The following is a 23,574-nucleotide window of genomic DNA, read 5'->3' as shown; positions in this document are numbered from 1 at the left end:
GATTATGGGGTATCACATCCGGGATGGCGGGGACGGGTCGCGACGTACGACCCCCCGCCATGTCTTTTGGCCCCTTCCGCAGCAGAGCGTTCGCATCCATGGCCACCCCGAAGATCGATCCGACCCTGAAGAAGCCCGCCGGTGACGGCGACGGTCCGCTCTATGCCGAGACCGTCATGATTCACCCGCGCACGGTGAAGGGTACCTTCCGCAATTGGAAGTGGGCGGCCATGATCGTCTTGCTGGCGATCTACCACATCGCTCCCTTCCTGCGCTGGGATCGCGGCCCCGACGCCCCCAGCCAGGCCATCCTGGCCGACATGACCGGGCGGCGCGGCTATTTCTTCTTCCTGGAGATCTGGCCGCAGGAGGTCTACTACATCACCGGCCTGCTGTTCCTGGCGGCCATCGCCCTGTTCTTCATGAGCTCGCTGGCCGGCCGCATCTGGTGCGGCTTCTTCTGCTTCCAGACCGTCTACACCGACCTGTTCATGTTCGTGGAACGGCTGGTGGTGGGCGACCGCTCCAAGCGCATGGCGCTCGACCGTGCCAAGTGGAACGGCGACAAGCTGGTCAAGAAGGCCATCGTCAACGCCGTCTGGCTGGTCATCGCCGCCTCGTGCGGCATCGGCTTCACGCTGTATTTCGGCGACGCGCCGACCATGCTGCGGGACATCTTCACCGGCCGCGAGGATACCGCCGTCTACGGCACCATCGCCGTGGTGGGCGGCTGCTGCTTCCTGCTGGCCGGCTATGCCCGCGAGCAGGTCTGCCTGTACATGTGCCCCTATTCGCGCTTCCAGTCGGCCATGTTCGACGAGCACTCGCTGATCATCACCTACGAGGAATGGCGCGGCGAACCCAGGAAGCCCATCCGCAAGAGCGAGACCTTCGAGAATCGCGGCCACTGCATCGACTGCAAGATGTGCGTCACCTCGTGTCCCACCGGCATCGACATCCGCGACGGCATGCAGATGGGCTGCATCGGCTGCGCGCTGTGCATCGACGCCTGCAACACCATGATGGACAAGTACCAGTTGCCGCGCGGCCTGATCACCTGGGATTCCTCGGCCAACCTCGCCGCCCGCGAACGGGGCGAGAAGACCAAGATCCGCCTGATCCGCGCCCGTACCATCGTCTACGTGGCGATCATCACCGCGGTGAGCGCCCTGATGATCTTCGGCCTGTCGTCGCGCAAGAGCTTCGACATCGCCGTGCAGCACGAGCGCTCGCCGCTGTTCGTCCAGTTGTCCGACGGCTCCATCCGCAACGGCTATACCGTCAAGATTCTCAACATGGTGCGCGAGGACCGCGAGTTCGAGCTGACGGTGTCGGGCATCGACGGCGCCGGCCTCAACGTGGTCGGCGGCCAGGCCACCGGCGCCAAGGCCATGCTGCGGGTCGAGCCCGACGCGGTGGGTACCTACAACATCTTCGTCACCGCTCCCGCCGACAAGTTGCAGGGCAAGCGCACGCCGCTGTATTTTACCCTGCGCGAGACGGCCAAGGGCGGAAGCAACCGTCTCGAATCCCTGTTCGCCGCACCGGAGAGGTAATATGGACATGACCCAACAGCGCAAACCCGGCTGGTGGTATCCCTACATCTTCGTCGGCGGCTTCATGGTGGTGCTGGCGGTGAATCTGACCATGGCGTATTTCGCCAATTCCACCTTCTCGGGCATCTCCACCGAGCGCCCCTACGAGAAGGGTCTGGCCTTCAACCAGACCCTGGAGGCGGCACGCCAGCAGGAAGCGCTGAACTGGTCGGTGGACCTGCAGGTCGAGCCCGCCGCCAATCACGGCGCCCATGTCACCATCACCTACAAGGATGCCGCCGGCAAGCCGGTGGACGGCATGCAGGTGAAGGCTCTTTTCGTCCGCCCCACCGCCAAGGGCCATGACCGCGAGGTCGCTCTCGCCTCCGTCGGCCCCGGCGCCTACGCCACCATGCAGGAACTGCCGCTGGCCGGCGTATGGGACATGACGGTGCTGGCCTCGGCCAAGGACCAGCCCTATTCGGTTCTCCGCCGCATCGTGGTGCCGTGACCGAAGCTGCGCTCTGCCGCCATTGCGGGGGACCGATGCCGGCCGATCTGGCCGGATCGTTCTGCTGCCGCGGCTGCGAGGGGGCCTTCCATCTGGTCGAGGGGCTGGGTCTCGAACAGTACTACGCCCGCCGGACCACCGATCCGGCGGCGCGGCCGCTGCGCCCCGACGACGACGCCGACCGCTATCACGACTTTTCCGCCCATGTGATCACCGACGACAAGGGCGAGGCCAGCCTGCACCTGATGATCGAGGGGCTGCATTGCGGCGCCTGCATCTGGCTGATCGAATCCCTGCTGAACAAGCAGAAGGGCGTCACCTGGGCGCGGGTCAACATGACCACGCGGCGTCTGGTGGTGCGCTGGAATCCCCAAGAGACCGAGCCGGGCGCCCTGCTCGCCCCGGTCATCGCCGTGGGCTACCGCCTGGTGCCCTACGATCCCGAACGCCTGGGCGCCGAGACCCAGCGCCAGGAAAAGGAACTGCTGCGCGCCATGGCCATCGCCGGCTTCGCCGCCAGCAACGTCATGCTGTTGTCGGTGTCGGTGTGGGCCGGCCATTTCTCCTATATGGGGCCGGCGACCCGCGACCTCATGCACTGGATTTCCGCCCTGATCGTCCTGCCCGCCGTGGCGTGGTGCGTGCGGCCCTTCGCCCGCTCGGCCGTGGCGGCGCTTCGCGCCGGGCGCACCAACATGGACGTGCCCATCACCATCGGCGTGACGCTGGCCAGCCTGATGAGCCTGTGGGAGACCATCCACAGCGGTGAATACGCCTATTTCGATTCGGCCATCACCCTGCTGTTCTTCCTGCTGATCGGCCGCTACCTGGATTCGCGGGCGCGGGGCCGGGCGCGCACCACGGTGGAGCACCTGCTGGCCCTGGACGCCGTGGCGGTCACCGTGCTGGAAGCCGACGGCAGCCAGCGTATGCTGCCGCCCCACAAGGTGGCGCCGGGCTCCAGGGTGCTGGTGGCGGCGGGCGAGCGCATCGGCGTCGACGGCCGCGTCGTCGACGGCCGCTCGGACGTGGACACCAGCCTGCTGACCGGCGAGAGCCTGCCCGTCCCGGTCGCGGTGGGCGGCCAGGTGTTCGCCGGCACCATCAACCTGTCCGCCCCCCTGCGCCTGGAAGTGGCGGCGGTGGGCGAGCGCACCCTGCTGGCCGAGATCGTCCGCATGATGGAGGTGGCCGAGCAGGGCCGCGCCCGCTACGTCGCCCTGGCCGACCGCGTGTCGCGCTGGTACGCGCCCGTCGTGCACGTGGCCGCCCTGCTGACCTTCACCGGCTGGACCGTCTTCACCGCCACGCCGTGGCAGGAGGCCCTGCTCTACGCCGTGGCGGTGCTGATCATCACCTGCCCCTGCGCCCTGGCCCTGGCCGTGCCGGTGGTGCAGGTCATCGCCTCGGGCCGGCTGATGCGCCAGGGCGTGCTGGTCAAGTCCGCCACCGCGCTGGAGCGCTTCGCCGATGCCGACACGGTGGTGTTCGACAAGACCGGCACCCTGACGCTCGGCAAGCCCGTCCTGACCGAGGACGGCGCCTGGAGCCGCGACGACCTGATGGTCGCCGCCGGCCTGACGCCTTCGTCGCGCCATCCCCTGGCCCGCGCCATCACCGCCGCCTGCCCCGCCGCCCCGGTGGCCGAGGGCGTGGTCGAGGTGCCCGGCATGGGCCTGGAAATTCCCGACCGGGGCATCCGCCTGGGCAGCCGGCGCTTCGTGAGCGTTCCCGACGATTCGGCCGGCGACGGTCCCGAACTGTGGCTGGCCCGTCCCGACCATGCCCCGGTGCGTTTTTCCTTCTCGGACGCGCTGCGCGCCGACGCCGTCCAGGTGGTGGCCGAATTGCGCGGCATGGGCATGGATATCGAGCTGCTGTCGGGCGACCGCCCCGCCGCCGCCGCCAAGGTGGCCGAGGCCCTGGGGCTGGTCCAATGGCGGGCCGGCTGCACGCCGGCCGACAAATGCGCCCGGCTGGCCGAACTGGCCGCCGAGGGCCGCAAGGTGCTGATGATCGGCGACGGCCTCAACGACGCCCCGGCGCTGGCCGCCGCCCATGTCTCCATGTCGCCGTCTTCGGCGGTGGATGTCAGCCAGACCGCCGCCGACGTGGTGTTCCAGGGTGCCCGCCTTACTCCGGTCATCGAAACCCTGTCGGTGGCGCGGCTGTCCCGCGTGCTGGTGAAGCAGAATTTCGTCCTGGCGCTGGGCTACAACCTCTTCACGGTGCCCCTGGCCGTTGCCGGAATGGTGACCCCCCTCATCGCCGCGATTGCCATGTCCACCTCGTCACTGGTAGTAATTGGGAACGCTCTGCGTCTATCGCGCCGGAGAGGTTAGTGGACAATCTGTTGATGCTGATCCCGGTGGCCCTCGGTTTGGGCTTCGTGGGGTTGCTCGGGTTCCTGTGGGCGTTGAAGTCGGGTCAGTTCGATGACCTCGACGGAGCAGCGCATCGCATTCTCTTCGATGACGACGAACAGCCCAAGACCGGGGCTTGAGGGGGATGGGTAGCCTGCACATGCCGCCCCTCGACTACGACGCTCACAAGACGCCGCACGTTGCCGATCTGCGCTCGCCCCAGTGCCGCAACTGCGACATCGTGCGCGAGATCGCCTTCTGCGCCGATCTGTCGCAGGACGAGGTCAAGCGTCTGGCCACCGTGCGCTGCCACGCGGCGCTGCCGGCCAACTTCACGGTGTTCCGCGAAGGCGACGAGGTGGATCACGTCTATTCCATCTCCAACGGCGCGGTGAAGCTTTACAAGCTGATGCCCGACGGGCGGCGCCAGATCATCGGCTTCCTGTTCTCGGGCGATATGTTCGGGCTGGGCATCGACGGCGGCTATTGCTACACCGCCGAGACCATCACGCCGACCCATCTGTGCCGCTTCACCCACCGCAAGCTGGATTCCCTGGTCTCCGAAATTCCCCGCCTGGAGCGCCGCATGTTCACCATGGCGGTCAAGGATCTGGTGTCGGCCCAGGACCAGATGCTGCTGCTGGGGCGCAAGACGGCGCGCGAGAAGGTGGCCACCTTCCTGCTGCGCCTGTCGCAGCGCTCGCTCCAGACGGGCGGTTCCGCCAGCCCGGTGGCGCTGCCCATGAGCCGCGCCGACATCGCCGATTATCTCGGCCTGACCATCGAGACGGTCAGCCGCACCTTCACCCAGCTCAAACGCGACGGCATCATCGGGTTGCCGGCGTCCGGCCATTGCATCGTCAATGACTGGGACGCACTCAGAGAGCTGGCCGAAGGCGCCTGAACACCCATCTGTCCTTCACAGTCTCCTTAAGCGAAAGAGGCCCTCCGGTGAGCACCGAAGTCAGGATCAAACGCATCACCACGCGCGACATCCGCGCCCGCAAGGGGGCCGAGCCGCTGGTGGTGCTGACCGCCTATACCGCCCCCATCGCCCGGCTGCTCGATCCGGTCTGCGATATCCTGCTGGTCGGCGATTCGCTGGGCATGGTGGTCTACGGCATGGAGACCACGCTGGGCGTCACGCTGGACATGATGATCAACCACGGCGCCGCCGTGGTGCGCTCGTCCTCCAAGGCCTGCGTGGTGGTGGACATGCCGTTCGGCTCGTACCAGGAAAGCAAGGAGCAGGCGTTCCGCAACTGCGCCCGGGTGATGGCCGAGACCGGCTGCGCCGCCGTCAAGCTGGAAGGCGGCCGCGAACTGGCCGAGACCATCCGCTTTCTGGTGGACCGCGGCATTCCGGTGATGGCTCATATCGGCCTGAAGCCCCAGGCGGTGCACGCCGCCGGCGGCTTCCGTGCCCAGGGCCGCCTCGAGGCCGAGGCCGAGGCCATCCGCGCCGATGCCCGCGCCATCACCGAGGCCGGCGCCTTTTCGGTGGTGGTCGAAGGCACCGTCGAGCCGGTGGCCCGCGCCCTGTCGGCCGAGATCAGCATTCCCACCATCGGTATCGGCGCCTCGCCGGCCTGCGACGGCCAGGTGCTGGTCATCGACGACGTGGTGGGGCTGTTCGACGATTTCACGCCCAAATTCGTCAAGCGCTATGCCGATCTGCGCCCCCTGATCACCGAAGCGGCCGAGCGCTATGCCGCCGAGGTCAAGGCCCGCACCTTCCCCGCTCCCGAGCATTGCTTCGGAATGCCGAAGAAATGAGTGCGCCGCTGCCCGTCGTCCGCGGCGTCGCCGAGCTGCGCGCCCAGGTGTCCGCCTGGCGCAAGGAAGGCCTGACCGTCGCCCTGGTCCCCACCATGGGGGCGCTGCATGCCGGCCATCTGTCGCTGGTCAAGCGCGGTCTGGAATTGGTCGACCGCGTCGTCGCCTCGGTGTTCGTCAATCCCACCCAGTTCGGCCCCAACGAGGATTTCGCCCGCTACCCCCGCCAGGAGGAGCAGGACGCCGCCGCCCTGACCGGTGCCGGCTGCCACCTGCTGTTCGCCCCCACCGTCGACGAGATGTACCCGCAAGGCTTCGCCACCGCCGTCTCGGTGGGCGGAGTCTCCGAGGGGCTGTGCGGCGCGGTGCGGCCCGGCCATTTCGCCGGTGTCGCCACGGTGGTGACCAAGCTGTTGCTGCAATGCCTGCCCGACGTGGCGCTGTTCGGCGAGAAGGACTACCAGCAACTGGCGGTGATCCGCCGCTTCGCCCGTGACCTCGACATTCCGGTACGTATCGAGGGCGTCGCCACCATGCGCGAGGAGGACGGCCTGGCCATGTCGTCGCGCAACGCCTACATGACACCGGAGCAGCGGGCCATCGCGCCCTGGCTGGTCCGGGGGCTGAGCGGCATCGCCGACGGTCTGCGGGCCGGCGCCAAGGCCGCCGATCTGTGCCCCATGGCCGCCTCCGGGCTGCTCAAGGCCGGCTTTGATTCGGTGGATTACATCGAGGTGCGCGACGCCGCCTCGCTGGCCCCGGCCGAAACCCTGGACCGGCCCCTGCGCATCCTGGCCGCCGCCCGCTTGGGCAAGACCCGGCTGATCGACAATATCGGGGTGGAGCCTTAACCCCCCCGAGGCAGTGTCATAAGACACGGAGAACACGGATGCGGTGCTGTGCACCGCTCGCGGATGAAGGGGAAATCCTTTTATCCGTGTCGATCCGTGGCCGCGTAGCGGTATCCGTGTTCATGGAAGGCTGAAAAACTGTCCTCCTACCGTCCCGCCACCATCAACCCGTCGATGCGGCAGGTGGGCGCGTCGATGCCGTGGCGGAGCGTCAGGTCGCTGGCCGGGGTGAGATTAAGGAAGATATCCCTGAGATTGCCGGCCACCGTCACCTCGTTGACGGGAAAAGCCAGTTCTCCGCCCTTGATCCAGAAGCCCGAGGCGCCGCGCGAATAGTCGCCGGTGACGCCGTTGACCCCCTGGCCCGACAGATCGGTGATGTAGAAGCCCTCGGAGATGTCGTGGATCATCTCGGACGGCGTGACGTGCCCGGCCTCCAGATAGAAGTTGCTGGCCGAGGGCGAGGGCGGCGACGAGGTGCCCCGGCTGGCATGGCCGGTGGATGAAAGGCCCAATTGCCGGGCGGAACGCAGATCCAGCAGCCAGGTGGTCAGCACGCCATCCTCGACGATGGCCCGCGTCCGGGTGGCGATCCCTTCGCCGTCACAGGGCCGCGAGCGCAGGCCGCGCCGGCGGTGGGGATCATCCATCACCCGCACGCCGCGGCCGAAGATCGCCTTGCCCAGCTTGTCCTTGAGGAAGCTGGTGCCGCGCGCCACCCCGGCGCCGTTGATGGCCCCGGCCAGGCTGGACAGCAGGCCGCGCGCCACGCGCGGGTCATAGATCACCGGCACCTGCTTGGTGGCCACCTTGCGGGCGCCCAGGCGGCGGACGGCACGGCGGCCGGCTTCAAAGCCGATTTCCTCGGGCTCGCGCAGATCGGCCAGGAACACCGCCGAGGAATAATCGTAGTCGCGCTCCATGCCCTGCTCGTTGGTGCCGGCCAGCACCGAGACCGACAGCGACGACGAGGTCACCGAATAGGCATGGGAGAAGCCGTTGGACGCGACGATGGCGACGCCAGAGCGGCCCCAGCCCGCCTCGGCACCCTCGGAATTGGTGACGCCGGTGACGGAGCGGGCGGCATCTTCGGCACTGCGCACCATGTCGATCAGGCGCTCGGCCGACGGCTCCTGGGGATCGCAGACGTCGAGATCGGGAAAGTCGCGGGCCAGATCGGCGGGATCGGCCAGACCGCAATAGGGGTCCTCGGGGATGGCCCGCGCCATGGCGACGGCGCGCTCGACCAGTTCGGCCAGCGCCGCCTTGGAACGGTCGGAGGATGACACGAAGGCCTGACGCTTGCCGATCAGCACCCGCAGGCCCACATCGCCGGATTCCGCCCGTTCCAGGCGCTCGAGCGCGCCGAGGCGCATGCCCACCGACAGGGAGGCGGAATCGATCAGCACCGCGTCGGCGGCCTCGGCTCCGGCCTTGCGGGCGTCGGCGACCAGATCACTCAACAGATCGAGGGGCGAAATCCCGGGCATGGCGGCGGCTCCAAAAGGGGGCATTCAGGCTGCCCCGATTCTCGGCCGCCGTAAAGGGGGGATCAGGGCAGTGGACTGAGTCCGATCACCATGGGGTGCAGCCAAAGCAGCACGGGGTAGAGGACCAGACCGCCGAAAAGACGCACCCAGCCCAGTTCGGCCAGCAGGGCGCGGATGTCGAACGCCGCCTGCCCGGCCATTTCCCGCCAGCGCTCCTCGCCCAGGGACCTGCGGCGCTTGGCGTCGAGGATGCGCGGCCCCACCAGGCAGAGCAGGAACAGCGGCACGAACAGCAGCAACCCGGCCAGATGGCCGTTGGGGACGATGTGGGCGGCACTCCACAGACCCAGACCCCAGATGATGGGATGCCGGGTCAGCCGCACGATGCCCGGCCGTGCCGGGTCGTAGCCGGTGCCGCCGGGACCGATGGAGAAGGGATTCTTCTGGGTCAGGCCCAGCACCCAGAACAGGCAGGCGACGGGCATGACCAGGGGCGGCACCCAGCGCATCCACGCCTGCTGCTCCCACACCACCACGGTGGGGGAGGCCAGGGCGGCGGCGATCACCCAGACCAGCAAAGCGGTGGAGACCACCGAATAGCCGGCATAAAAGGCGGTGCGGCCATACCTCGCCTCGATCGGCCCGCGCACCGGCTTCCAGTTGGAGAGCGAATGCGCCCCCAAGAAGACCGCCACCGACAGGACCAGATGGCCGACGCCGCCCGTCAGGCTCACGGTGCTAGAACTCCACCTCGGGCAGGTTGTGCAGACGGGCACATGCCACCAGGGTATTCCGGAGCAGGCAGGCGATGGTCATGGGGCCGACGCCGCCCGGCACCGGGGTGATGGCGCCCGCCACCTTGACCGCCGAGGCGAAATCCACGTCACCCACCAGCTTCTTGGTGCCGTCGGGCAGTTCGATGCGGTTGATGCCCACGTCGATCACCGTGGCGCCCGGCTTGATCCAGTCGCCCTTGACCATCTCCGGCCGGCCGACGGCGGCGATGACGATGTCGGCACGGCGCACCACGCCGGGCAGGTCCTTGGTCTGGGAATGGGCGACGGTGACCGTGCAGCTTTCCTTGATCAGCAGTTGGGCCATGGGCTTGCCGACGATGTTGGAACGGCCGATCACCACGGCGTCCAGCCCCCCCAGCTTGCCCAGGGTGTCCTTCAAGAGCAGCAGGGAGCCCAGCGGCGTGCAGGGCACCATGGCGTCCATGCCCGCCGCCAGACGGCCCACATTGACGGGATGGAAGCCGTCCACGTCCTTGGCCGGGTCGATGGCCTCGATCACCTTCTGGGTGTCGATGTGCTTGGGGACAGGCAACTGCACCAGGATGCCATGGACCTCGGGGTCCTTGTTCAGGCTCTCGATCAGCAGCAGCAGGGCGTCTTCGGGAGTGTCGGCGGGCAGCTTGTGCTCGAACGAGCGCATGCCGGTCTCGACGGTGCGCTTGCCCTTGGTGCGCACATAGACCTGGCTGGCCGGGTCCTCACCCACCAACACCACCGCCAGTCCGGGGGTGATCCGGTGGGCGGCCTTCATCTCGGCCACGCGGGCGGCGATGGTCTCGCGCAGTTTGCCGGAAAACAGGTTGCCGTCGATCAGCTTCGCGTCAGTCATGATTGCTTGCCATCCACTCGTCGAGGCGATGCCGCAGATCCTCGGAATCGCCGGAAATCAAAACCACCTTGCGCCGGTCGGTGGCGCCCAGGACGATGTCCATGTCCGACTTGGGAATCCTCCAAGCCTTGGACAGAAGCTTCAGAAGCGCCGCGTTGGCCTTGCCGTCCTCGGGCACCGTGGTGACCTGGGCCTTCAATACCACGCCGCCGTCCGCCTCGGCCGCCGCGCCGTTGATCCGGTCGCGCGATGCCTTGGGGGTCAGGCGGATCGCCACCTTCAGGCCGCCCGCGCAGGGGGTGAAGGGCGAGGCGCTCAAAGGCTGAACCGCACCTGCTCCAGCACCCGGATGATGAAATACAAGATCAGCCAGAGCGCGATGGGCGACAGGTCCACATTGCCGAAATCGGGCAGGACGCGCCGCAGGGGGCGCAGCGCCGGCTCGGTCAGGCGGTAGATCACGTCGACGATGGTCCGCACCGCCGAGTTGTAGGTGTTGATCACACCGAAGGCCACCAGCCAACTGACGATCACCGACGCCAGGATGACGTACCAGTACAGGTTCAGGGCGATCAGAATGACTTCGATCAGCGTATTCAGGATCACATGCATCGGTGGCACCCCGAGGGCGGTTCGAATCGCGCCAAACCTATCCTCGGCGGCCTTGCCGCGCAAGGCCGCCGATGCCATCTTTGGAAGCACTCGAATTTAGGGAGGGTGGTAATGAACGACGACGTCAAGAGTCTGATGCCCAAGACCGACATGACCCGGCGCGGTTTCGTGTCGGCCGCCGTACTGGCCACCGGCTACGCCCTGGCGGTCAGCCCCGCCTCGGCCGGCGCCATCTCCACCGACGCCACGGGCCTGTCGGCCGGAGCGGTGATGATCCCCACCCCGGGCGGCCATTCCATGCCGGCCTATGCCGCCGGTCCCGAGGGCAAGGGGCCGTTTCCCATCATCCTGGTGATCCAGGAGATCTTCGGCGTCCACGAGCATATCCGCGACGTCTGCCGCCGCTTCGCCAAGCTGGGCTATCTGGCGGTCGCGCCGGAACTGTATTTCCGCCAAGGCGATCCCGCCGTGCTGACCGATATTCCCACCATCCTGTCGACCATCGTCGCCCGCGTGCCCGATACCCAGGTACTGTCCGATCTGGACGCGGCGGCGGCGTGGGCGGCGGCCAATGGCGGCGATTCCAACCGGCTGGGCGTCACCGGCTTTTGCTGGGGCGGCCGCGCAGTGTGGCTTTACGCCGCCCATAATCCCAAGCTGAAGGCGGCGGTCGCCTGGTACGGCAAGCTGGTGGGCAGCCCGACTCCGGAGACGCCGAAGCAGCCCTTGGACATCGCAGGCGATTTGTACGCGCCGGTGCTGGGCCTTTACGGCGGCGCCGACCAGGGTATTCCGGTCGATACCGTCGAGAAGATGCGGGCGGCGGTCAAGGTGGCGCGGGTCAAGGTGGAACTGGTGGTCTATCCCGACGCCCCCCACGCCTTCCACGCCGATTACCGCCCCTCCTACCGCGAGGCGCCGGCCAAGGACGGCTGGACCAAGGCCTTGGCCTGGTTCAAGGCCAACGGAGTGGGATGACGTTTTTCCGGAATGGAAATCAGGGGTGCCCCGGCCGTGACGCCGGGGTGCCCCGATCCTCAGTCTTGACCGTCTTCCGGCCGGACCAGGGTGCGCAGCGTCACCTCCAGCCCATGGGCCAGGGCTTCCTGCACCTCGGGCAATTGAGCGGCGATGGCGGCGGCGATGCTGCCCAGGGGATCGTCCTGCAGCAATTCGTGGCCCGCCGAGGTCAGTTCCAGACGGTTGCGGCGACGGTCGCCCAATTCGGGCAGGCGGTCCACCAGACCTTTGCGCACCAGGGCGGCCACCGTCTGGCTGGCGGTGCCGCTGGTGGTGGCATGGTAGTGGGCGAAGGCGGTGACGGTGCGGGCCTCGGGCACCGCGTCGGCGAGATAGCGCAGCGCGCTCCATTGCGCCGGGTTCAGTCCGCCGGCAAACGCCGCCCCGTTGGCCAGACGCAGAATCTGCGCCATGACCTCGGCGGTGGTCCGAGCCGAAAAACGAAACCTAACGTTACCGTCCATCATAATTCATCATGGCACGGGGTTTTGTGCGGCGCAACGGAGCGAGAGTTTATTGAACGCTAATTCGTTCGATGCACCCTCTTGCCATAAAGAACAATGCGTCCTGGGGTGAATCGCCCCGCATGGCCTGGTCGGGATCGCTACCCAGATAGAGGCCGCGCAGCACCCGGCCGGCGATGCCGTGGCTGACCGCGACCACCTTGTCACCGGGCGCCAGACCCGCCAGCCACTCGGCAAGGCGGCTGGTCACCGCCTGATGGCTTTCTCCGCCGGGACAGCGGAACACCCAGTGATCCAGTCCGTCGCTCTCCAGAATGCCGGGATGACGGGCGGCCAGTTCCGCCTTGGGCAGGCCGGACCACTCGCCGGTATGGACCTCGCGCAGGCGATCATCGAAAGTGATGGAGTGGAAATCCAGTTCGGCCACCTCGCACAGGATGCCGGTGGTCTGGGCGCAGCGGCCCAGCGGACTGGACACCACCCGCCATTCCCGCCGATCGCCCAGGATTCCGGCGCCCAGCATCTGCCGCAGCCGCAGCCCATAGGCCCGCGCCTGGGCCGCGCCCTTGGGCGTCAACGGCGAATCGCCGTGGCCCTGGACGCGGCCTTCGCGGTTCCATCGGGTCTCGCCGTGGCGGACCAGGATGATGGTCGGCACCGCCTGGGATCAGCCGCGAAGCTCGCCGCCGGTGGCCTTGGCCACCGCCGCGACGATCTTCGCGCCCACCGCCTCGATTTCCTCGTCGGTCAGGGTCTTGTCGGTGGGCTGCAGCGTCACGGTGATGGCCAGGGACTTCTTGCCCGCCGCCATCTTGTCGCCCTCATAGAGGTCGAACACCGCCACGTCGGAGATCAGGGCCCGGTCGGCGGTCTTGGCGGCGCGGACCACCGCATCCGCCGCCACGCCCGAATCCAGCGTGAAGGCGAAGTCGCGGTCGAGCGGCTGCAGGGCCGAGGCCTTGAGCAGCGGCTTGGCCCTGGTGGCCTTGGCCTTTTGCGCCGGCAGGGCTTCGAGGAACAGTTCGAAGCCGACCACCGGACCCTTGACGTCCAGCTTGGACAGGATGCCCGGATGAATCTCGCCGAAGAAGCCCACCGGCTTGTTGCCCAGCTTCAGCGTGCCGGAGCGGCCGGGGTGGTACCAGGCGGGGGCCTCGGCGACCACCTGCAGGCTGTCGGGATTGGCTCCGGCGGCGGCCACGGCGGACAGGCAATCGGCCTTGGCGTCGAAGGCATCCACATTGCGGGCCGGATCGGCCCAATGGCGGCCGCGCGCCCGGCCGGCCCGGATGCCGGCGGCCACCAGACGCTGCTGCCCCGGCTCGGGTCCGTCGAATTGCGGCCCCAGCTCGAACAGGCCCAGATCCTTCATGCCGCGGTCGGCGTTACGGCCGGCGGCACTGACCAGATTGGGCAGCACCGAGGGACGCATGACGTCGAGGTCCGACGAGATGGGATTGGCCAGATGCATCTCGGGCGCCCCGCCGCCGAACATCACGGCATGGGCTTCGGGCAGGAACGACCAGGTCACCGTCTCCACCAGTCCGCGGGTCGCCAACTGGCGGCGCACCCAGCCGGCGCGGCGCTGGCCGGCGGTCAGCACCGGCTTAGGGCTGGAAGGACGCGGCATGGGAACGGCCGGGATGTTGTCGTAGCCGTTGATGCGGATGACCTCTTCCACCAGATCGTGCTCGGCGGTGATGTCGCCGCGCCACGACGGCGGATTGACCAGCAGCCCCCCAGCGGGCCACGCTCGCGAACCGTTTTCGCCGACATCGCCGGCGAGGGCGTCGTGCTCGGCCACGGCGCAGCCCAGATCGTTGAGGATGGTCTCCATGCGCTGGATCGACACCTCGACGCCGCCCAGCTCGGCGACGCGGTTGGGGCGCAGCACGATGGATTTCTGCCAGTCGGGCTCGGTCCCGGCGATCACCGCTTCCGAGGCCTCGCCGCCGCACAGATCGAGGATCATCCGTGTCGCCAGCTCCATGGACGGAACCACGAAGGCCGGATCGACGCCGCGCTCGAAGCGGAAGCGGGCATCGGACAGGATGTCCAGCTTGCGGCCCGTCGCGGCGGTGCGGATGGGATCGAAATAGGCGGCTTCCAGGAACACCTGGGTGGTGGCCTCGGTGCAGCCCGAATGCTCAGCCCCCAGGATGCCGGCCAGGGCCTCGGGGCCGTTCTCGTCGGCGATGACCGTCATGCCGGCGTCCAGGGTATAGGTCTTGCCGTTGAGACCGGCCAGGGTCTCGCCATCCTTGGCCAGGCGGGCGCGGATGTCGCCCTTGACCTTGGCGGCGTCGAAGACGTGCAGCGGACGGCACAGGTCGTAGGCGAAGAAATTGGTGATGTCCACCAGGGCCGAGATGGGGCGGAGCCCAATGGCGGTCAGGCGGTCCTTCAGCCACTGCGGGCTGTCGCCGTTCTTCACACCCCGGATCAGGCGGCCGGCGAACAGCGGGCAGGCATTGGCGTCCTCGGGGGCGAAATCCAGACGCACGCCGATGGGGCTCTTGAACGAACCGGGCACCGGCTCGACCTTGAGCGGCTTCAGATTGCCCAGGCCGAAGGCGGCCAGATCGCGGGCGATGCCGCGCACGCCCAGGCAGTCGACCCGGTTGGGGGTGACCGAGATCTCGATCATGGGATCGAAGCTCATGATATCGAGCAGGCTGGCGCCCACCGCGACGGTCACGTCCAGTTCGGCGATGCCCTCGTGGTCCTCGCCCAGCTTCAGCTCACGCCACGAGCACATCATGCCCTGGCTTTCCACGCCCCTGACCTTGCCCTTCTTCAGCACGTCGCCGGTGATGGGGATATAGGTGCCCGGCTGGGCCAGGATGACCTTGAGGCCGGCGCGCGCGTTGGGGGCGCCGCAGACCACCTGCAGCACGCCGTTGCCCGAATCCACCTTGCACAGCTTCAGCTTGTCGGCGTCGGGATGCTTCTCGGCCTCCAGGATATGGCCGACCACGAAGCCGCCCAGGTGCTTGGCGGGGTCGTCGATACCCTCGACCTCGAGGCCGATGGCGGTGAGGCCCACTTCGATTTCGGCGAGGCTCGCCTCGGTGTCGAGATGAGTCTTGAGCCAGTCCAGCGTGAACTTCATCGGGTCAGCCCTCCCGCGAGCGTGGGAACGTCGAGCGGCACGAAGCCGTAATGCTTCAGCCAGCGCAGATCGGAATCGAAGAAGGTGCGCAGATCGGGGATGCCGTATTTCAGCATGGCCATGCGCTCGACGCCCATGCCGAAGGCGAAGCCCTGGTAGCGGTCGGGGTCGATGCCGCAGTTCCTGAGCACATTGGGATGGACCATGCCCGAACCGCCGATTTCCAGCCAGCCGGCTCCGGGTCCGATCTTCAGTTCGCCGCCTTCGCGCGAACAGCCGATATCGACCTCGGCCGAGGGCTCGGTGAAGGGGAAGAAGCTGGGCCTAAAGCGCACCGGCACATCGTCCACCTCGAAGAAGGCGCGGACGAATTCCAGCAGGCAGCCCTTGAGGTGGCCCATATGGGTGACCTCGTCGATGACCAGACCCTCGATCTGATGGAACATGGGGGTATGGGTCATGTCCGAATCGCAGCGATAGGTGCGGCCCGGGGCGATGATGCGGATCGGCGGCTTGTTGGCCAGCATGGTGCGGATCTGCACCGGGCTGGTATGGGTACGCAGCAGATGGCGGCCGCCATCCGGCTTCTCGCCGAAATAGAAGGTATCGTGCATCTGGCGCGCCGGATGCTCAGGCGGGATGTTCAGCGCGTTGAAATTGTGGAAGTCGTCCTCGATGTCGGGGCCTTCCGCCACGTCGAAGCCCATCTGGGCGAAGATGGCGCTCATCTCGTCCATGACCTGGGAAATGGGGTGGATGCGCCCCATGGCCTCGGGCCGGGACGGCAGCGTCACGTCGATGCGCTCGCGGGCCAGGCGCTCGTCCAGGGCCTTGGCCTCCAGCGTCGCCTTGGCCGCCGACAGCGCGCCCTCGATCTGGTCACGCGCCGCGTTGAGCGCCGCGCCGGCGGCCTTGCGCTCGTCGGGCCCCATGCCGCCCAGGGTCTTCATCAGGCCGGTGACGGTGCCCTTCTTGCCGAGCGCGGCGACGCGGACGGCTTCCAGCTGATCCAGTGTGGCGGCGGCGGCCACGTCGGCCAGCGCCTGCGCGCGGAGTTGATCGAGGTCGTGCATGTCTCTCGTTCCCCAAGACAGGAAAAGGGGCCGCCCCGATTGGGCCGGCCCCTCTCCAACACATTGCTTCCCGAAAGGAAGTCCTACTGGAGGGCGGCCTGAGCCTTTTCCACCAGCGACTTAAACGCATCGGGCTCGCGGATGGCGATATCGGACAGCACCTTGCGGTCGAGCGCGATGCCGGCCTTCTTCAAGCCGTCCATGAAACGCGAGTACGGCAGGCCGTAGGCGCGCGAGCCGGCGTTGATGCGCTGAATCCACAGGGCGCGGAAATTGCGCTTCTTGGCGCGGCGGTCGCGATAGGCATACCGCAGGGCCTTCTCGACCTTCTGGATCGCAACGCGGAAGCAGGTGCTGGACCGGCCGCGATAACCCTTGGCGAGCTTGAGAATCTTCTTGTGACGGGCGTGCGTGGTGACGCCCCGCTTGACGCGAGCCATTTATCAGCCTCCGTTCGGCAGGAAGTACTTCTTGACGTTGTCGCTGTCCGTCTTGAACAGCAGGAAGGTGCCGCGCGCCTGGCGCTTCATCTTCTGCGACTTCGCCGACAGGCAGTGACGCTTGAACGCCACGTTGCCCTTCACCTTGCCGGTGCCGGTGAGCTTGAACCGCTTCTTGGCGGAGCTCTTGGTCTTCATCTTGGGCATTTGCGCTTATCCTTAGTCTGAATGGTTCAGCGACGAGGAACGGCAAGGCAGCCCTAACAGCCTTGTCCGCTCAGGAAGGGGACGCTTATAGCTTGGGCGATCCATGAATGCAAGGGGATGGAATCACTTCCAATTTTGGCCGGTGAAATAGACACGGACTTGCCGGATAGCCGGCATTCCGCCGGCTCACGGATGATGGTGTGGACGGCCCCTGCTCACCGGCATCGAAGTGCCCTAACGTGGTCGTTTCTGAGACGCCACAAAGAGGGGGCCGCCCATGAGCGAGATTATCAGGATTGCGATCGACCTGTCGAAGGGCGCGTTTGCGCTGCACGGGGTGAATGCGGATGAAGAAGCGATTTTGTGCCGTCAGTTGAAGCGCGGCCAGGTTCTCGGCTTTTTCACCAAGCTGTCGCCGTGCCTGGTGGGGATGGAGGCGTGCGCCTCGGCCCATTACTGGGCGCGGGAGATCGGGGCGCTGGGCCACGAGGTGGTACTGGTCCCGCCGGCCTATGTGAAGCCGTACGTCAAGCGCGGCCGCAAGAACGACGCCAATGACGCCGCTGCCATTTGCGAAGCGATGGCGCGGCGCTCTGTCCCCCGGGTGCCGGTCAAGACGCCCGAGCAGCAGGCGGTGCTGATGCTTCATCGTGCCCGCAAGATGCTGGTGGGCCAGCGCACCATGCTCGCCAATGCGGTGCGGGCGCATCTGGCCGAGTTCGGCATCGTCGCGCCGTGCGGCGACAAAGCGCTCGACGGCCTGATCGCTCTTGCCGTGGATGCCGGCGATCTGGCTTTGCCGCAATTGGCGCGCGAGGCGCTGGGCATGCTGGCGGCACAGTTGCGCGATGCCGAGGCCAAGATCGATGCGCTCGAGCACGAAGTCCTGGCGGCTCAGCGCGCCGACGAGGCCTGTCGACGTCTGACGAGCATCCCGTCCATCGGTCCGGTCACCGCCAGCGCCATCGCCGCCACCATGGGCGACCCTCATCGCTTCAAGACCGGCCGCGACTTCGCCGCCTGGCTCGGCCTGGTGCCGTCGCAGCACTCGACCGGAGGCAAGACCGCCCTTGGCCCCATCACCAAGGCCGGCGACCGCTATCTCCGCTCCTTGCTCGTCGTCTGTGCCACCGGCATGTTGCGCCACCGAACCGAAAGCCCGTGGATCAAGGCGCTGCTGGAACGCATGCCGGCACGCAAGGCTACCGTCGCCATCGCCAACAAGCTGGCCCGGATCGCCTGGGCTATTCTCGCCCATGGCGGCACATATCACAGGCAAGCCGGATTGGCCGCCTGAACCAAAGTCCAACCACGGCACTTCGATTGCGAGGGCGATGAAAGCGTGATGGCGACCGGTCAGACCCACGAGCCGAAAAACCCTGTTCGTGTCCCGGCCGGTCGAGGCCGTACGGATGATTTGGGAGCGGTTCGCGGATCACATCATGGCCAGCGGCAAGGTGTGCCGCGCAAACAGGCCGGACACATGACTGCCCCAGACCGGCGGACACTGCGCCTAATTTTCCTTGCAACGCAGGGGCCGTCCACACATGGACGCGGATGCCGCTTCGCGGCCACGGATTATGAAATTGCCCCATCCTCGTCCCGGACTCGCCCCAGGGCGACAATCGGGAAGGATACATATCCGTGTCCATCCGCGAGCGGAGCAAAGCTCCGCATCCGTGCCGTCCGTGTCTTATGGTTCCGTTCCGGCCGCCCTCACGATACTACGGCTTGATGGCCAGCCGCACCGCGCCCCAATGCTTGTCCTTGATGGTGATTGGGCTGTCGAACTCCTTCAGCACCACGAAATTGCCGCCGCCCATGTCGCGGGGATAGGTCTGGACGAAGTACGGCTGGACATTGCGCGCCGCCACCAGCCCGGCGCGGTCGTCGAAGATGCGGCGGTTGCGGGAATTGGCGGCGTTCCACACCGTTTCGCCCAATTTCTGCGGCTGGGAATACCTCTTGTTGTGAGTGGCGATGTAGCCGTTGCGGTCGGCGACGCAGCAGATGATGATGCGCGGGTCCTTGTCGAGGACCGTCTCGGTGAACTGGTGCACCACCCGGTCGGTCAAGCCCGCGTGCCGGGCCATGAATTGCTGGGGATCGGTGCCGGGGATCGGCTCGTAATGGGTGTCGAACAGGTCGGCCTCGGTGATTTCCCCGGCCTTCAGCGCCTGCTCGAAAGCCCTGGTGACGCCGCCGGCCACGCCCTGCACCAGATCGGCATGCTAGAAGCGCTCCTCGGTACGGGCCTTGTCCTGGGCGGCGGCAATGGCCGTCAAGGCCCTCGGCGGCACCTCGAGAAACCGCACGTGCAGGCCGAGAACGCTGGCCCCCACCGCCTCGCAGGGCAATTGGCCGATCCCCTCCAGGTCCAGGCTGCCGCTCTGGCCCACCAGCGACGGGTCGTTGAGCCCGGCCAGCACCACGCCCTTGCTGGCCAGATCGCCGGTATGGCCCTTGATCTCCTTGGCGCCGATCCGCCCCGAGAAAGCCAGTCCCAGGGCAACGCGCGGCACGGCGCGGCGGTCGCCCGCCGCCGATGAGCGCAGGATGATGCCTAAGCGACGCTGCAGATCGCTGACGTCGCGGTTGACCACCATGGACAGTTCGTTGACCCGCTGGGCGGTGATGCCGGTGCGCTCGGCCTGACTCAGCACCGACTGGGCATGGCCGTGCACGGTACCGGTATGGTCGGCGGCCTGCCCGGCATTGCCCTTGATGTCGGCGGTGGCCGACAGCTGCATCTCGCTGGCGTGATTCACTTCCTGGGCGATGGTGTTGATGTCCTGAATGGACAGCGTCACCTCCTCGACCATGGCCACCGTCTCGTCGGTGGCCTGGCCGATGGCCTGGGCTTGGGCGTTGACGCCCCGGATGCCGTCCTCGGTCAGTTTGGCGAGGCGCTTGACCTCGTCGGCCACCACGGCGAAGCCCTTGCCCATCTCGCCGGCCCTGGCCGCCTCGATGGTGGCGTTGAGCGCCAGCATGCGTGTCTGGCCGGCGATGGACTGAATGAGACGCACCACGTCGCGGATACGGCCCGTCGCCTCCTTCAGGCCGTCGACGGTGGCGGCGGCGGTCTCCATCTTCTGCTGGGCGGCGTCGGTCAGGCGCGAGGTGCCGTGGACCTTGGCGGAAATCTGCCGCGAGGTCTCCTCCAGCGCCTCGGTGGCCTCGCGCCTGACCGACGCCGCCCAGCAGAAGATSGASACCGCGCCGGCCACCGCCTCGGCCATGGCCTCCGAGGCGGTGGCGACCCCGGTCAGTTCCCGGGCGCCTTCGATCAGCCGCTTCACCTGCTTTTCGATGTCGCCGACGGTCAGCGCCACCTCGCGGTCGACGGTGTCCGACAAGGCAAGCATCTCGCGCTTCATCTTGCCCGCCTCGCCGTGCTCGATATAGGTCGAGATGGCCAGATCCATGTCCAGGAAGGCGGCCCGCAGCACGGCACCGGCGATACCGGGAAAACGCGCCTTGTCGCATTTGGCGTGCAGTTCGGTGATCAGCTTTTCCAGCACAAAGCAATAGCCGCCCAGGTACCAGTTGACGTCCAGGCCGATACGCTCGTGAGTGGCGCCGATGGCGACCGCGCGCTTGAAATAATCGTCGTCGAAGCGCCCCGAGAACAGGCTGCTCCAATGGGCCTGCTGGGTCTGCTTCAGGTGACCGACCTTCGCCCCGCCGCCCAGCAGCGATTGCAGGTTCGGCCAGGCCATCAGGTGGGCGTAGAAGGAATCGGCAATGGCGGGAAGCGCACCGTCGACCAGGGGACCGGCCGCCTTCATGGCCGAAACCGCATTGTCATCCAGGCGGAGAAATTTGAGCCGGTCCCTGTTCTTGGACTCGGCCGCGACGTCACCGGCCATGCGCCCCTCCTTGGAATCCATCCCTCATGCCGTCCTATACGAACGGTCATTTATTTATGAGGTTAGGGTGGGCTGTTCACGCGCCGGGGTCAATACGCAATCATAGCAAAATGATACACTTTTTCCGTCGACGCGACCTTATCTTGTAGGTAATCGACGGGATTGAGCGCTTCGGTTCCGCGACGAATCTCGAAATGCAATTGCGGCGATGTCACCGAGCCGCTGGCGCCCACGGTGGCGATGGTCTGGCCGCGCTTCACCTGGTCGCCGCGCTTGACCATCAGCCGGTCGTTGTGGGCATAGGCGGTCATCCAGTTGTCGGCATGCTTGATCAGCAGCAGGTTGCCGAAGCCCTTCAGTTCGTTGCCCACATAGGCCACCACGCCGTTCTCGGCGGCCCGTACCGCCGTACCCTTGGCGGCGACGATATTGATGCCGTCGTTGTGCTGGCCCTTGCCGGGCAGCGGGCCGAATTCGGCCACCACCTCGCCCTTGACCGGCCACAGGAAGCTGGAGCCGGCGCGGGCCGGCGGCGCGGCGGGCAGCGACGGCGATTGCGGGGCGGCATGGGACGGCGCGCGGGCGTAGGCCGGCGGCTGGTCCAGCTTGGCCGTGGCCTTGCCCCCTCCTCCTCCTCCTCCCGGCGCATTGGGCGAGCCCACCACGATGGAGCCGGTGCCACCGCCCGACGCGGGTGGCGCGGCCATGGCGGTCTGGGTCGGCGCGGGAGTCCCCCCCTTGACGCCGGGAATGGTCAGGCGCTCGCCCACATGCAGCACATAGGGAGCCCGCTTGCCGTTGGTGGCCGCCAGGGAATTGAAATCCACCTTGAAGCGCCGGGCCAGCACCGACAGAGTGTCACCCTTCTGCACCACGTAATCCTGGCCGCCGCCGGGCAGGCGCAGCACCGTTCCGGGCTGCAACTGGTAGGGCGGCTGCAGGTTGTTGGCCTCGATCAGGTCGCGGACGGCCAGGGAATAGCGCCGGGCGACGCCATATACGGTATCGCCAGCATAGACGGTCACCGTGGCCGGCCGCTGCACATACAGAGGGCCATCGGGACCGCGCGATACCGGCACCTGGGAGTCATAGCTGGGCGAGCACGCCGCCATCAGGCCGGCGAGACCCAGAACCATAACCAGATGATGTGGCGCATGCCTCATGCCAGCACTATAAGCGCGGCGGATACGACCGGCAATCATTCCTCGGGTATGCCCTCGACCAGCGGCACGAAGCGCACCGGCAGGAAGGGCTGGATATCGATGCCACGGTCGGTCCTGGTGACCCGCACCAGTTCCTGGTCGATGCCGCCCACGTCGCCCAGCGGCAAAACCATGATACCGTCGGGTTTCAGCTGCTCGACCAGGGCGGGGGGAATGTCGGGAGCGGCGGCGGTGACCATGATGCGGTCAAAGGGCGCCTGCTCGGGCCAGCCGCGCGAGCCGTCACCGGCCCGGCAGGTGATGTTGTGCAGGCGAAGATGCTTGAAGCGCGCCTCCGCCTCGGCCAGCAACGGCTTATGCCGCTCGACGGAATAGAGACGGCGGCAAAGCCGCGCCAGGATGGCCGCCTGATAGCCCGAGCCCGTCCCCACTTCCAGCACCTTCATGCGGTCGCCCACCTGCAGCGCCTGGGTCATCAGGCCGACCACCAGGGGCTGGCTGATGGTCTGGGCGCAGCCGATGGGCAGCGCCGTGTTCTCGTAGGCCTGATCGAGGAAGGGCTCGGCGACGAACAGATCGCGCGGAATGCGCTCGATGGCCGACAGCACGCTCGTGTCGACGACGCCCATCCGCCGCAATTCCATCAGCAGGCGGATGACGCGGGGTTCCGCCCTTTTCATCAAAAGGCCGTCTCCAGCGCCTTCATGTCGTCGCGATGGGTCAGGTCGAAGCACAGCGGCGTCACCGAAATGGCGCCGCGACAGACTGCTTCGATGTCGGTGCCGGGAGTGGAGCGCTCCTCGGCCCGCTGGGCGCCGATCCACACATAGGGTTCGCCGCGCGGGTCCTCGCGCTCCATGATGTCGTCGCCGATCTTGCGCTTGCCCTGGCGGGTGATCTCCACCCCGGTGACCGACGAGGCGATCACGTCGGGAAAGTTGACGTTGATCAGCACGTTGCGGCTCCAGCCCTTGGCGAGCAGCCGGCGGATGACCTCGGGCGCCCAATGCTCGGCCGTGCCCCACTTCACCGGATGGGGATGGTTGATGAACTGGGAGAGCGCGATGGCGGGAATGCCTAGGATGGTGCCTTCCATGGCCGCCGCCACGGTCCCCGAATAGGTGACGTCCTCGCCCAGGTTGGAGCCCCGGTTGATGCCCGACAGCACAAGGTGGGGCTTCTTGCCCTTCAGCACGTGGTTGACGCCCAGCAGCACCGCGTCGGTGGGAGTGCCGTCCACCGCATAGCGCCGCGCCGACACCTTGCGCACCCGCAGGGGCCGGCGGATGGTGAGCGAATGGCCGGCCGCGCTCTGCTCGGTTTCCGGCGCCACTACCCAGACATCCTTGGAGAGCGTGCGGGCGATGGCCTCCAGCACCTTGATGCCCGGCGCGTTGATGCCGTCATCGTTGGAGATCAGGATGCGGAGCGACGAGGGATCGGAAACCGGGTCGAACAT

25 protein-coding genes are annotated in these 23,574 nt (G+C 67.1%); 9 read left to right on the top strand and 16 right to left on the bottom strand.

The window, feature by feature from the left end:
- The first annotated feature begins 98 nt into the window (after nucleotides 1–98).
- From ccoG to panC, 7 genes are read left to right on the top strand one after another with little or no spacing between them, the layout of a single operon-like run.
- Nucleotides 99–1,556, top strand: a complete 1,458-nt coding sequence (gene ccoG / locus CP958_RS22690; RefSeq protein ID WP_096704469.1) for a cytochrome c oxidase accessory protein CcoG — start codon at nucleotides 99–101, stop codon at nucleotides 1,554–1,556.
- A 1-nt stretch (nucleotide 1,557) separates the two neighbouring features.
- A complete protein-coding gene (locus tag CP958_RS22685; RefSeq protein WP_096704468.1) occupies nucleotides 1,558–2,046 on the top strand; it encodes a FixH family protein in 489 nt (162 codons plus the stop codon).
- A complete protein-coding gene (locus CP958_RS22680; RefSeq protein WP_096704467.1) occupies nucleotides 2,043–4,388 on the top strand; it encodes a heavy metal translocating P-type ATPase metal-binding domain-containing protein in 2,346 nt (781 codons plus the stop codon). Before CP958_RS22685 ends, CP958_RS22680 begins: the two co-directional genes overlap by 4 nt.
- The gene (gene ccoS / locus CP958_RS22675) at nucleotides 4,388–4,549 is read left to right on the top strand and encodes a cbb3-type cytochrome oxidase assembly protein CcoS (protein ID WP_009870367.1); all 162 of its coding nucleotides are present in this window, start codon (nucleotides 4,388–4,390) and stop codon (nucleotides 4,547–4,549) included. Before CP958_RS22680 ends, ccoS begins: the two co-directional genes overlap by 1 nt.
- Before the next feature lie 5 nt (nucleotides 4,550–4,554).
- Entirely contained in the window at nucleotides 4,555–5,313 is a 759-nt protein-coding gene (locus CP958_RS22670) for a helix-turn-helix domain-containing protein (RefSeq protein WP_242443082.1), read from the top strand.
- A gap of 47 nt (nucleotides 5,314–5,360) precedes the next feature.
- Nucleotides 5,361–6,185 carry a 3-methyl-2-oxobutanoate hydroxymethyltransferase gene (gene panB / locus CP958_RS22665; protein ID WP_096704466.1) on the top strand — a complete coding sequence of 275 codons (825 nt, stop codon included), beginning with the start codon at nucleotides 5,361–5,363 and terminating at the stop codon, nucleotides 6,183–6,185.
- Complete coding sequence (panC, locus tag CP958_RS22660; protein ID WP_096704465.1) at nucleotides 6,182–7,036, top strand: pantoate--beta-alanine ligase; 855 nt, start codon at nucleotides 6,182–6,184, stop codon at nucleotides 7,034–7,036. Before panB ends, panC begins: the two co-directional genes overlap by 4 nt.
- Before the next feature lie 146 nt (nucleotides 7,037–7,182).
- Here panC and CP958_RS22655 read toward each other — a convergent pair whose 3' ends face one another.
- The 5 genes from CP958_RS22655 to CP958_RS22635 form a co-directional block, all read right to left on the bottom strand.
- A complete protein-coding gene (locus CP958_RS22655) occupies nucleotides 7,183–8,526 on the bottom strand; it encodes a TldD/PmbA family protein (RefSeq protein WP_096704464.1) in 1,344 nt (447 codons plus the stop codon).
- Between the two features lie 62 nt (nucleotides 8,527–8,588).
- Nucleotides 8,589–9,260: an NnrU family protein gene (locus CP958_RS22650; RefSeq protein WP_242443080.1), complete on the bottom strand. Its 672-nt coding sequence runs from the start codon at nucleotides 9,258–9,260 to the stop codon at nucleotides 8,589–8,591.
- Between the two features lie 4 nt (nucleotides 9,261–9,264).
- A complete protein-coding gene (gene folD, locus CP958_RS22645) occupies nucleotides 9,265–10,152 on the bottom strand; it encodes a bifunctional methylenetetrahydrofolate dehydrogenase/methenyltetrahydrofolate cyclohydrolase FolD (RefSeq protein ID WP_096704462.1) in 888 nt (295 codons plus the stop codon).
- Nucleotides 10,145–10,471, bottom strand: a complete 327-nt coding sequence (locus CP958_RS22640; protein ID WP_096704461.1) for a DUF167 family protein — start codon at nucleotides 10,469–10,471, stop codon at nucleotides 10,145–10,147. The genes folD and CP958_RS22640 overlap by 8 nt, the downstream gene beginning before the upstream one ends.
- Entirely contained in the window at nucleotides 10,468–10,764 is a 297-nt protein-coding gene (locus CP958_RS22635; RefSeq protein WP_096704460.1) for a YggT family protein, read from the bottom strand. Before CP958_RS22635 ends, CP958_RS22640 begins: the two co-directional genes overlap by 4 nt.
- Before the next feature lie 111 nt (nucleotides 10,765–10,875).
- On the opposite strand from CP958_RS22635, the gene CP958_RS22630 reads away from it, so the two are divergent.
- The gene (locus CP958_RS22630) at nucleotides 10,876–11,742 is read left to right on the top strand and encodes a dienelactone hydrolase family protein (protein ID WP_096704459.1); all 867 of its coding nucleotides are present in this window, start codon (nucleotides 10,876–10,878) and stop codon (nucleotides 11,740–11,742) included.
- Between the two features lie 59 nt (nucleotides 11,743–11,801).
- On the opposite strand, the gene CP958_RS22625 is transcribed toward CP958_RS22630, so the two are convergent.
- The 6 genes from CP958_RS22625 to rpmI all read right to left on the bottom strand — a co-directional run bounded on the left by CP958_RS22625 (nucleotide 11,802) and on the right by rpmI (nucleotide 17,080).
- The gene (locus CP958_RS22625) at nucleotides 11,802–12,197 is read right to left on the bottom strand and encodes a MarR family transcriptional regulator (RefSeq protein WP_242443079.1); all 396 of its coding nucleotides are present in this window, start codon (nucleotides 12,195–12,197) and stop codon (nucleotides 11,802–11,804) included.
- Between the two features lie 100 nt (nucleotides 12,198–12,297).
- On the bottom strand, nucleotides 12,298–12,906 hold the full coding sequence (locus CP958_RS22620; protein WP_096704457.1) for a histidine phosphatase family protein: 609 nt from the start codon (nucleotides 12,904–12,906) through the stop codon (nucleotides 12,298–12,300).
- Nucleotides 12,907–12,915: 9 nt separating this feature from the next.
- Entirely contained in the window at nucleotides 12,916–15,360 is a 2,445-nt protein-coding gene (gene pheT / locus CP958_RS22615) for a phenylalanine--tRNA ligase subunit beta (RefSeq protein WP_096704456.1), read from the bottom strand.
- On the bottom strand, nucleotides 15,357–16,433 hold the full coding sequence (gene pheS, locus CP958_RS22610) for a phenylalanine--tRNA ligase subunit alpha (protein ID WP_096704455.1): 1,077 nt from the start codon (nucleotides 16,431–16,433) through the stop codon (nucleotides 15,357–15,359). Before pheS ends, pheT begins: the two co-directional genes overlap by 4 nt.
- An 83-nt stretch (nucleotides 16,434–16,516) precedes the next feature.
- A complete protein-coding gene (rplT, locus tag CP958_RS22605; protein WP_009869562.1) occupies nucleotides 16,517–16,873 on the bottom strand; it encodes a 50S ribosomal protein L20 in 357 nt (118 codons plus the stop codon).
- Nucleotides 16,874–16,876: 3 nt separating this feature from the next.
- The gene (rpmI, locus tag CP958_RS22600; RefSeq protein WP_008616783.1) at nucleotides 16,877–17,080 is read right to left on the bottom strand and encodes a 50S ribosomal protein L35; all 204 of its coding nucleotides are present in this window, start codon (nucleotides 17,078–17,080) and stop codon (nucleotides 16,877–16,879) included.
- Nucleotides 17,081–17,357: 277 nt separating this feature from the next.
- Here rpmI and CP958_RS22595 point away from each other — a divergent pair, with 277 nt between their 5' ends.
- Nucleotides 17,358–18,377, top strand: coding sequence for an IS110 family transposase (locus CP958_RS22595; protein WP_096702752.1), 1,020 nt, complete (start codon nucleotides 17,358–17,360; stop codon nucleotides 18,375–18,377).
- Nucleotides 18,378–18,804: 427 nt separating this feature from the next.
- On the opposite strand, the gene CP958_RS27170 is transcribed toward CP958_RS22595, so the two are convergent.
- The 5 genes from CP958_RS27170 to surE all read right to left on the bottom strand — a co-directional run bounded on the left by CP958_RS27170 (nucleotide 18,805) and on the right by surE (nucleotide 23,574).
- Entirely contained in the window at nucleotides 18,805–19,299 is a 495-nt protein-coding gene (locus CP958_RS27170) for a hypothetical protein (protein WP_242443077.1), read from the bottom strand.
- Between the two features lie 12 nt (nucleotides 19,300–19,311).
- The gene (locus CP958_RS22590; RefSeq protein ID WP_242443076.1) at nucleotides 19,312–20,952 is read right to left on the bottom strand and encodes a globin-coupled sensor protein; all 1,641 of its coding nucleotides are present in this window, start codon (nucleotides 20,950–20,952) and stop codon (nucleotides 19,312–19,314) included.
- A gap of 89 nt (nucleotides 20,953–21,041) precedes the next feature.
- On the bottom strand, nucleotides 21,042–22,088 hold the full coding sequence (locus CP958_RS22585) for a M23 family metallopeptidase (protein WP_242443075.1): 1,047 nt from the start codon (nucleotides 22,086–22,088) through the stop codon (nucleotides 21,042–21,044).
- A 62-nt stretch (nucleotides 22,089–22,150) separates the two neighbouring features.
- A complete protein-coding gene (locus tag CP958_RS22580; protein WP_096700043.1) occupies nucleotides 22,151–22,795 on the bottom strand; it encodes a protein-L-isoaspartate(D-aspartate) O-methyltransferase in 645 nt (214 codons plus the stop codon).
- Complete coding sequence (gene surE / locus CP958_RS22575; RefSeq protein WP_096704453.1) at nucleotides 22,795–23,574, bottom strand: 5'/3'-nucleotidase SurE; 780 nt, start codon at nucleotides 23,572–23,574, stop codon at nucleotides 22,795–22,797. Before surE ends, CP958_RS22580 begins: the two co-directional genes overlap by 1 nt.

The organism is Magnetospirillum sp. 15-1 (genome assembly GCF_900184795.1).
Classification (GTDB): domain Bacteria; phylum Pseudomonadota; class Alphaproteobacteria; order Rhodospirillales; family Magnetospirillaceae; genus Phaeospirillum.
Note: the sequence above shows the minus strand (reverse complement) of the source record. Positions and strands in the feature narration are given on the sequence as shown.

Excerpts from the sequence above, each read along its gene's own strand:
- pheT (WP_096704456.1), bottom strand. The coding sequence starts at position 15,360 with ATGAAGTTCACGCTGGACTGGCTCAAGACTCATCTCGACACCGAGGCG.
- panC (WP_096704465.1), top strand. The coding sequence starts at position 6,182 with ATGAGTGCGCCGCTGCCCGTCGTCCGCGGCGTCGCCGAGCTGCGCGCC.
- CP958_RS22625 (WP_242443079.1), bottom strand. The coding sequence starts at position 12,197 with ATGGCGCAGATTCTGCGTCTGGCCAACGGGGCGGCGTTTGCCGGCGGA.
- CP958_RS22635 (WP_096704460.1), bottom strand. The coding sequence starts at position 10,764 with ATGCATGTGATCCTGAATACGCTGATCGAAGTCATTCTGATCGCCCTG.
- CP958_RS22670 (WP_242443082.1), top strand. The coding sequence starts at position 4,555 with ATGGGTAGCCTGCACATGCCGCCCCTCGACTACGACGCTCACAAGACG.
- CP958_RS22685 (WP_096704468.1), top strand. The coding sequence starts at position 1,558 with ATGGACATGACCCAACAGCGCAAACCCGGCTGGTGGTATCCCTACATC.
- rpmI (WP_008616783.1), bottom strand. The coding sequence starts at position 17,080 with ATGCCCAAGATGAAGACCAAGAGCTCCGCCAAGAAGCGGTTCAAGCTC.
- CP958_RS22585 (WP_242443075.1), bottom strand. The coding sequence starts at position 22,088 with ATGGTTCTGGGTCTCGCCGGCCTGATGGCGGCGTGCTCGCCCAGCTAT.
- CP958_RS22580 (WP_096700043.1), bottom strand. The coding sequence starts at position 22,795 with ATGAAAAGGGCGGAACCCCGCGTCATCCGCCTGCTGATGGAATTGCGG.
- pheS (WP_096704455.1), bottom strand. The coding sequence starts at position 16,433 with ATGCACGACCTCGATCAACTCCGCGCGCAGGCGCTGGCCGACGTGGCC.
- CP958_RS22655 (WP_096704464.1), bottom strand. The coding sequence starts at position 8,526 with ATGCCCGGGATTTCGCCCCTCGATCTGTTGAGTGATCTGGTCGCCGAC.
- CP958_RS22630 (WP_096704459.1), top strand. The coding sequence starts at position 10,876 with ATGAACGACGACGTCAAGAGTCTGATGCCCAAGACCGACATGACCCGG.
- CP958_RS22595 (WP_096702752.1), top strand. The coding sequence starts at position 17,358 with ATGAGCGAGATTATCAGGATTGCGATCGACCTGTCGAAGGGCGCGTTT.
- surE (WP_096704453.1), bottom strand. The coding sequence starts at position 23,574 with ATGTTCGACCCGGTTTCCGATCCCTCGTCGCTCCGCATCCTGATCTCC.
- folD (WP_096704462.1), bottom strand. The coding sequence starts at position 10,152 with ATGACTGACGCGAAGCTGATCGACGGCAACCTGTTTTCCGGCAAACTG.
- rplT (WP_009869562.1), bottom strand. The coding sequence starts at position 16,873 with ATGGCTCGCGTCAAGCGGGGCGTCACCACGCACGCCCGTCACAAGAAG.
- ccoG (WP_096704469.1), top strand. The coding sequence starts at position 99 with ATGGCCACCCCGAAGATCGATCCGACCCTGAAGAAGCCCGCCGGTGAC.